Source organism: Mycobacterium sp., assembly GCF_049683355.1.
Lineage (GTDB): Bacteria > Actinomycetota > Actinomycetes > Mycobacteriales > Mycobacteriaceae > Mycobacterium.
The window spans coordinates 1-8,537 of record NZ_JBAUJB010000449.1 but is presented as its reverse complement, the minus strand read 5'-3'; the positions used below and the strand labels follow the sequence as shown (position 1 = coordinate 8,537).

Here is an 8,537-nt window from a genome sequence, read left to right as displayed (position 1 = left end):
GGCGCAACCCGCGCCGCTAGCGCCCCGGCCTGCCCCGGCGGCGCCCAAGCCGGTCAACAACCTGGCACCGCCGCCGCCGCTGCCGCCGGTGCTGTCAACCCTCTTCGGCGCACTGCCCTGATCTGTGGGGCATCCTCGCCGAATCCGGTAGTTCTACTCATCCGCCGCGCCGCGCAGCCAGGCATGCTGGCCGCATGGCACTGAACCCACCCAGGCGTGACCGCGCCGTCGACGTCGCCAGGCTCGCCGCGTTGCTGGTCGTGATGTTCGGGCACTGCGCGCTGCTGCTGGCCACCATCGACAGCAGCGGGGTCCGGATCGGCAACCTGATCGGCGAGGTCCCCGCGGTCGCCCCGGTCACCTGGATCGTCCAGGTGATGCCGTTGTTCTTCCTGGCCGGTGGCGCCGCCGGAGCCTACGGCTACCACGCCGGGACGCCGTGGGGCACCTGGCTGTTCACCCGTGCGCAACGGCTGTGCCGCCCGCTGTTCTGGTATCTGGCGGCATGGTCGGTGGGCCTGCTCGTCGTGCGGGTCACGCTGGGCGTCGACTCCGCGCGAGCTCTCGGCCGGGAGAGTGTGGCGCTGCTGTGGTTCCTCGGCGTGTACCTCGTCGCGCTGGCCTTCGTCCCGGTACTGACGCGACTGCGCACCGGAGGCTCCGTCGCGATCGTGCTTGTGGTCCTTCTCGTCGCGGCGGCGATGACGGACCGGCTTCGGTTCGCTGTCGACGCGCCGCAGGCCGGGATCACGAACTTCGTCATCGTCTGGCTGATCCCGGTGCTGGTCGGGGTCGCGTATGCGCGCCGGCTGATCACTGCCCGGGCGGCGGTCGCGGTCGCGGTCTCGGCGTTCGCGGCACAGGTGGCGCTCGCCGCAGCCGGGACCTACGAGGTCTCGCTGGTGGTCACCGGGGCGGAACGGATCTCCAACACCGCGCCGCCCACGCTGCTGCTCGCACTGCACTGCACCTGGATGTCGTTCGCGTTCGTCCTGATGGCGGGCGTGCTGCAGCGGTGGGCCGAGCGGCCGCGGGTGTGGCGGTTCGTCGCGGTCGGCAATGGCGGAGCCATGACGCTGTACCTGTGGCACATCCCCGCCATTGCGATCGCCGCCTTCGGCCTGCACGCCGTCGGGCTGGACGCCTATGACGTGCAGGCCCCGGACTTCTGGAGCCTGCTCGGGCTGCGGGCCCTGGTGTTCGCGGTGGTGATGGGCGTGCTGTTCCAGCTGCTCGCGCCGCTGGAGCACCGCCGCCTGCCGTGGTGGGACACCCCGGCCGCGGCCACCGGCGCCCGCGCCACCGCCGCCGGCGCGCTGATCTGCGCCGCCGGTGTCGCGCTGGTGATGATGGCGAAGTTCGGCCTGAGCGGGGCGTCGGGGTGGACGGCTCTGGGCTGCTTCGTCGCCGCCGTGGCCGGTGCCCGGTTCTGCGCCGGCGCCGCCGGCACGGTCAGCGACCGGAGGGCACCGAGGTCAGTCGGCTCCCGGCAGCCTTGATCGGATCCGGCAGCACGCGGGCGACGGTGCCCATGACCTTGGAGGGGATGGACGCGGCGACGACTTGGCGGTCTCCCCGCATCAGCGCCTCGAATCCCTGCTCGGCCACCTCGGCAGGATCATCCTTGGGCATGTTGCCGACCGGGGTGTCGAGCATCTTGGCGCGGGCGAAGAAGTTCGTGTCCGTGGGACCCGGCAACAACGCCGTCACGGTGATGGAGGTGTCCCGCAGTTCGTCCTGCAGCGCCTTGGCGAAGGACTGGACGAAGGACTTCGACGCGTTGTACACCGTCTGATAGGAACCGGGCATCATCGACGCCACCGACGAGGTGAGCAGCACCTTGCCCTCGCCCCGGTTAGCCATGTCCCGCAGCACCAGCTTGGCCAGATGCACGGTCGACCGCACGTTGAGATCGACGATGCTCAGGTCGTCTTCGAGTTCGCTCTTCAGGAACATGTCGCCCCGTCCCAGCCCGGCGTTGAGCGCGGCGGCGGACAACTCCCGTCCGCCGTCGACGGTGCTCCCGAACAGGTGCTCCACACCCTCTGCGCTTCGCAGGTCCACCTGGACCGGTTGCACCGCCACTCCGAACTCGGACAGAAGTCGTAGCCGTTGCTTGCGAATTGGCGGGCGAGCTCGAACCCGATACCGCTCGATGCCCCGGTGATGAGTGCCAGCTTTGTGTGTGTCATGCACTCGCCATACCCGGACCGGCGCCGGCCCAAATCCGTATTTTGTGTTCTGGATGACACGGAACTTTTTCCGCCGGAATACTTGATCCTGTCCAGAAGACCCGCCAAAATTGAGGGCGATGTCCGAGCATCCCGACTATGTAGACGCACTGAAGTCGGCTGCACTGCGCGTCACCCGCCCCCGGATGGCGGTGATGCACGCGGTGGAGCGGCACCCGCACGCAGACACCGAGGTCATCATCGATGCTGCACGCGAACAAGTTCCGGACATCTCGCGGCAAGCCGTGTACGACGTGCTGAACGCCCTGACCGCCGCGGGTCTGGTGCGCCGGATCCAGCCCGCTGGATCTCTGGCCCGTTATGAATCCCGGGTGGGTGACAACCACCACCACATCGTCTGCAGATCATGCGGACTCATCGCCGACGTCGACTGCGCGGTCGGCGAGGCGCCCTGCCTGACGCCGTCTGACGACCTCGGTCTGCTGGAAGGCTTCGACGTCGACGAAGCCGAGGTCATCTACTGGGGGCTCTGCGCCGACTGCTCGCCCTCACATGTATCCCGATCACACCCGTGATCACAGCCCCATCACCACTGAATTGGAAATGAAGGGAAACATAGTGTCCTCCGATACGTCCGACAGCCGCCCCCCGCACCCCGACAGCGGGACCGACAGCAACAGCGAGAGCGAGAACCCGGCGATCGATTCGCCGACCCCGAAGTCCCACGCCCCGTTGCGAAATCAGGACTGGTGGCCGGAACAGGTCGATGTGTCGGTGCTGCACCGTCAGTCGGTCAAGAGCAACCCGCTCGGCGAGGACTTCGACTACGCCGAGGAGTTCAAGAAGCTCGACGTCGAGGCGTTCAAGTCCGACATGGTCGCGTTGATGACCGAGTCGCAGGACTGGTGGCCCGCCGACTACGGCAGCTACGCCGGCCTGTTCATCCGGATGAGCTGGCACGCCGCGGGCACCTACCGGATCTTCGACGGTCGCGGTGGCGCCGGCCAGGGAAGCCAGCGGTTCGCCCCGCTCAACAGCTGGCCGGACAACGCGAACCTGGACAAGGCCCGCCGGCTGCTGTGGCCGATCAAGCAGAAGTACGGCAACAAGATCTCCTGGGCCGACCTGATCGCCTACGCCGGAAACGCCGCGCTGGAGTCCGCGGGCTTCAAGACCTTCGGCTTCGCGTTCGGCCGTGAGGACATCTGGGAGCCCGAGGAGATCCTGTGGGGCCAGGAGGACACCTGGCTGGGCACCGACAAGCGCTACAGCGGCGAGCGGAAACTCGCCGAACCCTTCGGCGCGACCACCATGGGCCTGATCTACGTCAACCCGGAAGGCCCCGAGGGCAAACCGGATCCGCTGGCCGCCGCCCACGACATCCGCGAGACGTTCGGGCGGATGGCGATGAACGATGAGGAGACCGCCGCGCTGATCGTCGGCGGCCACACCCTCGGCAAGACCCACGGCGCCGCGGACGTCAACGTCGGCCCGGAGCCCGAGGGCGCTCCCCTCGAGGAGCAGGGTCTGGGCTGGAAGTGTCCGTTCGGCACCGGCAACGCCAACGACACCGTCACCAGCGGCCTGGAGGTCGTCTGGACCGGCACGCCGACGCAGTGGAGCAACGGCTACCTGGAGATCCTCTACGGCAACGAGTGGGAGCTGACCAAGAGCCCCGCCGGGGCATGGCAGTTCGAGGCCAAGGACGCCGAGGCCACCATCCCCGACCCGTTCGGCGGCCCGCCGCGCAAGCCCACGATGCTCGTCACGGACGTCTCGATGCGTGTTGATCCCATCTACGGTGAGATCACCCGACGCTGGCTCGACCACCCCGAGGAGATGAACGAGGCGTTCGCCAAGGCCTGGTACAAGCTGCTGCACCGCGACATGGGTCCGGTCAGCCGCTACCTCGGACCGTGGATCCCGGAGCCGCAGCTGTGGCAAGACCCGGTGCCCGCAGTCGACCATGAACTCGTCGACGAGCAGGACATCGCGACGCTGAAGGCCAAGGTGCTCGAGGCCGGCCTGTCGGTGCCGCAACTGGTCAAGACGGCATGGGCGGCGGCATCGAGCTTCCGCGGCACCGACAAGCGCGGCGGCGCCAACGGCGCCCGGCTGCGTCTGGAGCCGCAGCGCAACTGGGAGGCCAACGAGCCGTCCGAACTCGACAAGGTGCTGCCCGTCCTGGAGAAGATCCAGCAGGACTTCAACAGCGCCGGCGGCAAGAAGGTGTCGCTGGCCGATCTGATCGTGCTGGCCGGATCGGCGGCGGTGGAGAAGGCGGCCAAGGACGCCGGACACCAGATCGAGGTGCCGTTCGCGCCCGGGCGCACCGACACCACGCAGGAGAGCACCGACGCGGAGTCGTTCGCGGTGCTCGAACCGCGCGCCGACGGCTTCCGCAACTTCGTCCGGCCGGGTGAGAAGGCGCCGCTGGAACAGCTTCTGGTGGAGAAGGCGTACATGCTGGACCTCACCGCTCCGGAGTTGACGGTGCTCATCGGCGGGTTGCGTGCGCTGGGTGCCAACCACGGCGGATCCAAGCACGGCGCGTTCACCGACAAGCCGGGCACCCTGACCAACGACTTCTTCGTCAACCTGCTAGACATGAGCACGCAGTGGAAGCCGTCGAAGGCCACGGAGAACGTCTTCGAGGGTGTCGACCGTTCCACCGGGCAGGCCAGGTGGACGGCCACCGCCAACGATCTCGTTTTCGGATCCAACTCGGTGCTGCGCGCGATGGCTGAGGTCTACGCGCAGGCCGACAACACGGACAAGTTCGTGGCGGACTTCGTGGCGGCCTGGGTCAAGGTGATGAACGCCGATCGCTTCGATTTGCGTTGAGACAGAACAGCCCCCGGCTGTAGCCGCCCTCTACCGTGCCCGGTGTGCGGTAGCGGGCGGCGCCCTGTCGCGTGCCCCACGTGTCGCAGCCTTTCGGTAGGGTCCAGCCCGTGAATCCGAGTGCCACCGAGAAGTCCGCTCCCACCCTGAAATCCGTGACGGCCCGCCTGGCTGCGGAACTGGCGGTGGGGGAGCGACAGGTCGATGCGGCGGTGCGACTGCTCGACGAGGGGTCGACGGTCCCGTTCATCGCCCGCTACCGCAAGGAGGTGACGGGCAGCCTGGACGACGGTCAGTTGCGCGCGCTCGAGGAGCGCCTCGGATACCTGCGCGAGCTCGATGACCGTCGCACCGCGGTGTTGGCCTCGATCAGAGAACAGGGCAAGCTCACCGAGGCGCTCGAGGCCGCGTTGTACGCCGCGGACACCAAGGCCCGCGTCGAGGACATCTACCTGCCCTACAAGCCCAAGCGCCGCACCAAGGCCCAGATCGCCAGGGAAGCCGGGCTGGAACCACTGGCCGACCGCCTGCTCGCCGACCAGAGCTCGGTCCCAGAGGACGTGGCCGCCGGCTTCGTCGGCGGGACCGTCGCCGACGCCGCCGCGGCGCTCGAGGGTGCGCGGCACATCATCGTCGAGCGTGCCGCCGAGGACGCCGAACTCGTCGGCGCGCTGCGAGAACGGTTCTGGGAGAACGGCTCGGTACGCACCCGGCCGTCCTCGGAGGCCGCCGAGACCGGTCCTGCGCACCAGAAGGCGCAGAAGTTCCGCGACTACTTCGACTTCGCCGAGCCGCTGGCCACCATTCCGTCCCACCGGGTGCTGGCGGTGCTGCGTGGGGAGAAGGAGCAGGTCCTCAGCCTCACCCTCGACGGCGGCGAGGACGAGGCGTACCTCGCGATGGTCGGCAGGGCGCTCGGGGTCGATCTGGGGTCGCCCGGCGCCGCTACACCGTGGCTCGCGAACACCGTCGGGTTCGCGTGGCGCACCAGGCTGTCGGTCTCGGCGTCGGTGGATGCCCGAGTCCGGCTGCGGTTGCGCGCCGAGGAGGACGCCGTCGCGGTGTTCGCCAAGAACCTCAAGGACCTGCTGCTCGCCGCCCCGGCGGGCAACCGCACCACGCTGGGCCTGGATCCCGGCTTCCGGACCGGAGTGAAGGTCGCCGTCGTCGACGGCACGGGCAAGGTGGTCGACACCTGCGCGATCTACCCCCACCCACCCCAGAAGCAGTGGGCGCAGGCGAAGGCGACGCTCGCCGCGCTGGTCACCCGCCACGGCGTCGAGCTGATCGCGGTGGGAAACGGCACCGCATCGCGGGAGACCGACACGCTGGCCGACGAGCTCATCGCCGAGATCCGCGCCTCCGGGGCAACGGCACCCGCCAAGGCGATGGTCAGCGAGGCCGGAGCGTCGGTGTACTCGGCCTCGGCCTACGCGGCCCACGAACTGCCCGATCTCGACGTCACGCTGCGCGGGGCGGTGTCGATCGCGCGGCGGCTGCAGGATCCGCTGGCCGAACTGGTCAAGATCGAGCCGAAGTCGATCGGGGTCGGGCAGTACCAGCACGACGTGACGTCCGGCATCCTGGCCCGCAGCCTCGGAGCGGTGGTCGAGGATGCGGTCAACGCCGTGGGTGTCGACCTCAACACCGCATCGGTGCCGCTGCTGGCCCGGGTGTCGGGCATCACCGAGTCGCTGGCCGAGGCCATCGTCGCCCACCGGGACCAGACCGGCCGGTTCCGCGACCGCAGGGCGGTGTTGAAGGTTCCCCGGTTGGGCCCCAAGGCATTCGAGCAGTGCGCGGGATTCCTGCGGATCCGGGACGGGGACGATCCGCTCGATGCCTCCGGTGTGCATCCCGAGGCCTACCCGGTGGTCCGGCGCATCCTGGACCGCTCCGGGGTCACCCTGGCCGAGATGATCGGCGACACCCGCGCGTTACGCGCACTGCGGCCGGCCGAGTTCGCCGACGACCGCTTCGGCATCCCGACGGTCACCGACATCCTGGCCGAACTCGAGAAGCCGGGGCGCGATCCGCGCCCGGCGTTCACGACGGCGACGTTCGCGGCCGGGGTCGAGAAGATCGCCGACCTCGAGGTGGGTATGACGCTGGAGGGTGTGGTCACCAACGTCGCGGCGTTCGGGGCTTTCGTGGACGTCGGCGTGCACCAGGACGGTCTGGTGCACGTGTCGGCGATGGCCGAGCGCTTTGTCTCCGACCCGCACGTGGGGGTGCGGTCCGGTCAGGTGGTGATGGTGAAGGTGCTCGACGTCGATGTCGCGCGCCAGCGGATCGGGCTGACGCTGCGGCTGAACGACACACCGTCGCGCGGCGCGGGCGGTGCCCGGCCCGAGCCCGCGCCCCGTGCCAACACCAGGAAGGGAAAACCGAAGCGCATCAACAAGTCTGACCGCAGCTCGGCGAGTGCTGCCGCGGGTTCGATGGCACAGGCGCTGCGGGATGCGGGTTTCGGGCGGTGAACCCGGGGCCGCGGCGCTCACAGGTCACGGCGATGGCCGTGATCGGGGCGCTCGTCGCGGTCAGCGGTTGCACCCGCAGCGTTCAGGATGCGACGCCCCAGCCGGCCCCGGTGGCCGCCCCCATCTCGGAGTTGCAGGTCTCCGACCTGCTCAGTCCGCAGGTCGCGGGCGAGGACGGCAATCTGTTCGTCACCGCCGAACCCGAACGATGCGGCGGCCTGGCCCAGGAGGTGGACCCGCCGTTTCTCGACTCGCGGGGTCCCCTCGCCACCGACGGGGGCCACTGGACCACCGGGGACGCGTCGGTGTTCGTCGAGGAGATGGTGGCCGTCTTCCGTGTCGACTTCGATCCGGCCGCTGCGCTCGACGACGTGCGTCAGACCGTCGAGGCCTGCCGTGACGCACCGGTGACCGTGACGACGATGCAGGGGCGCACGTACGTCTTCGAGGTGCGCGCCGCCGCGGGCGACAGCCCGCAAGGCAGCGTGCTCTGGTCGCTGCGGGCCGTCGACTGGAACTGTGACAACACTTTTGTCGCGGCCCACAATGCGGCGGTCGAGATCACCACCTGCGGCTCAGCCGGCGGGTTCGACGTCGGGGCCCTCGCCGTCGAGGCTCTGGAGCGGATCAACGCGCTGGCCAACACCACCGCCTAGTTCCGCGCGGGAGGTGTCCTTGAGGTCGACGCCGGATCGGCCCAGCCGGCGCGCGCCGGTCACCAGGGCGGCCGTGGTGCGCGCCGCGCGCTGATACCCGAGACCGTCGGGCGGGTGGATGTTGGAGATGCAGTTGCGGTCGGCATCGGTGCGGCCCGGCCGCGGAAGATGGGTGAGATAGATGCCCAGACTGTCCGCGACCGACAATCCCGGCCGTTCCCCGATGATCATGATGAGCGTGCCGACATCCAGCGCGGCACCGTTGTGATCGCCCAGTGCCACCCGGGCCTGCGTGGCGATCACCGGCGGCGCCAGCCGGTACCGGCCGTCGAACTCGGCCGCCAGCGCGGCCAGCAGTCCGACCC

The 8,537-nt window shown here is 69.3% G+C and carries 6 protein-coding genes and 1 pseudogene; 5 read left to right on the top strand and 2 right to left on the bottom strand.

Annotation, left to right across the window (positions count from 1 at the left end):
* Nucleotides 1–194: 194 nt before the first annotated feature.
* Nucleotides 195–1,499, top strand: coding sequence for an acyltransferase family protein (locus WA944_RS25625; RefSeq protein ID WP_526647468.1), 1,305 nt, complete (start codon nt 195–197; stop codon nt 1,497–1,499).
* Here WA944_RS25625 and WA944_RS25620 read toward each other — a convergent pair.
* Nucleotides 1,453–2,192 (bottom strand): annotated as a pseudogene (locus WA944_RS25620) (SDR family NAD(P)-dependent oxidoreductase). The gene WA944_RS25625 and the pseudogene WA944_RS25620 overlap by 47 nt on opposite strands.
* Before the next feature lie 119 nt (nt 2,193–2,311).
* On the opposite strand from WA944_RS25620, the gene WA944_RS25615 reads away from it, so the two are divergent.
* From WA944_RS25615 to WA944_RS25600, 4 genes are all read left to right on the top strand, one after another.
* Nucleotides 2,312–2,767, top strand: coding sequence for a Fur family transcriptional regulator (locus WA944_RS25615; protein WP_526372677.1), 456 nt, complete (start codon nt 2,312–2,314; stop codon nt 2,765–2,767).
* 43 nt (nt 2,768–2,810) lie between these two features.
* On the top strand, nt 2,811–5,036 hold the full coding sequence (gene katG / locus WA944_RS25610) for a catalase/peroxidase HPI (protein ID WP_526611737.1): 2,226 nt from the start codon (nt 2,811–2,813) through the stop codon (nt 5,034–5,036).
* Between the two features lie 110 nt (nt 5,037–5,146).
* Entirely contained in the window at nt 5,147–7,516 is a 2,370-nt protein-coding gene (locus WA944_RS25605; protein WP_526647467.1) for a Tex family protein, read from the top strand.
* A gap of 32 nt (nt 7,517–7,548) precedes the next feature.
* The gene (locus tag WA944_RS25600; protein WP_526647466.1) at nt 7,549–8,172 is read left to right on the top strand and encodes a sensor domain-containing protein; all 624 of its coding nucleotides are present in this window, start codon (nt 7,549–7,551) and stop codon (nt 8,170–8,172) included.
* Here WA944_RS25600 and WA944_RS25595 read toward each other — a convergent pair.
* Nucleotides 8,092–8,537 (bottom strand): ethanolamine ammonia-lyase light chain EutC (locus WA944_RS25595; protein ID WP_526647465.1); only part of this gene is annotated, 446 nt, incomplete at its 5' end. The genes WA944_RS25600 and WA944_RS25595 overlap by 81 nt on opposite strands.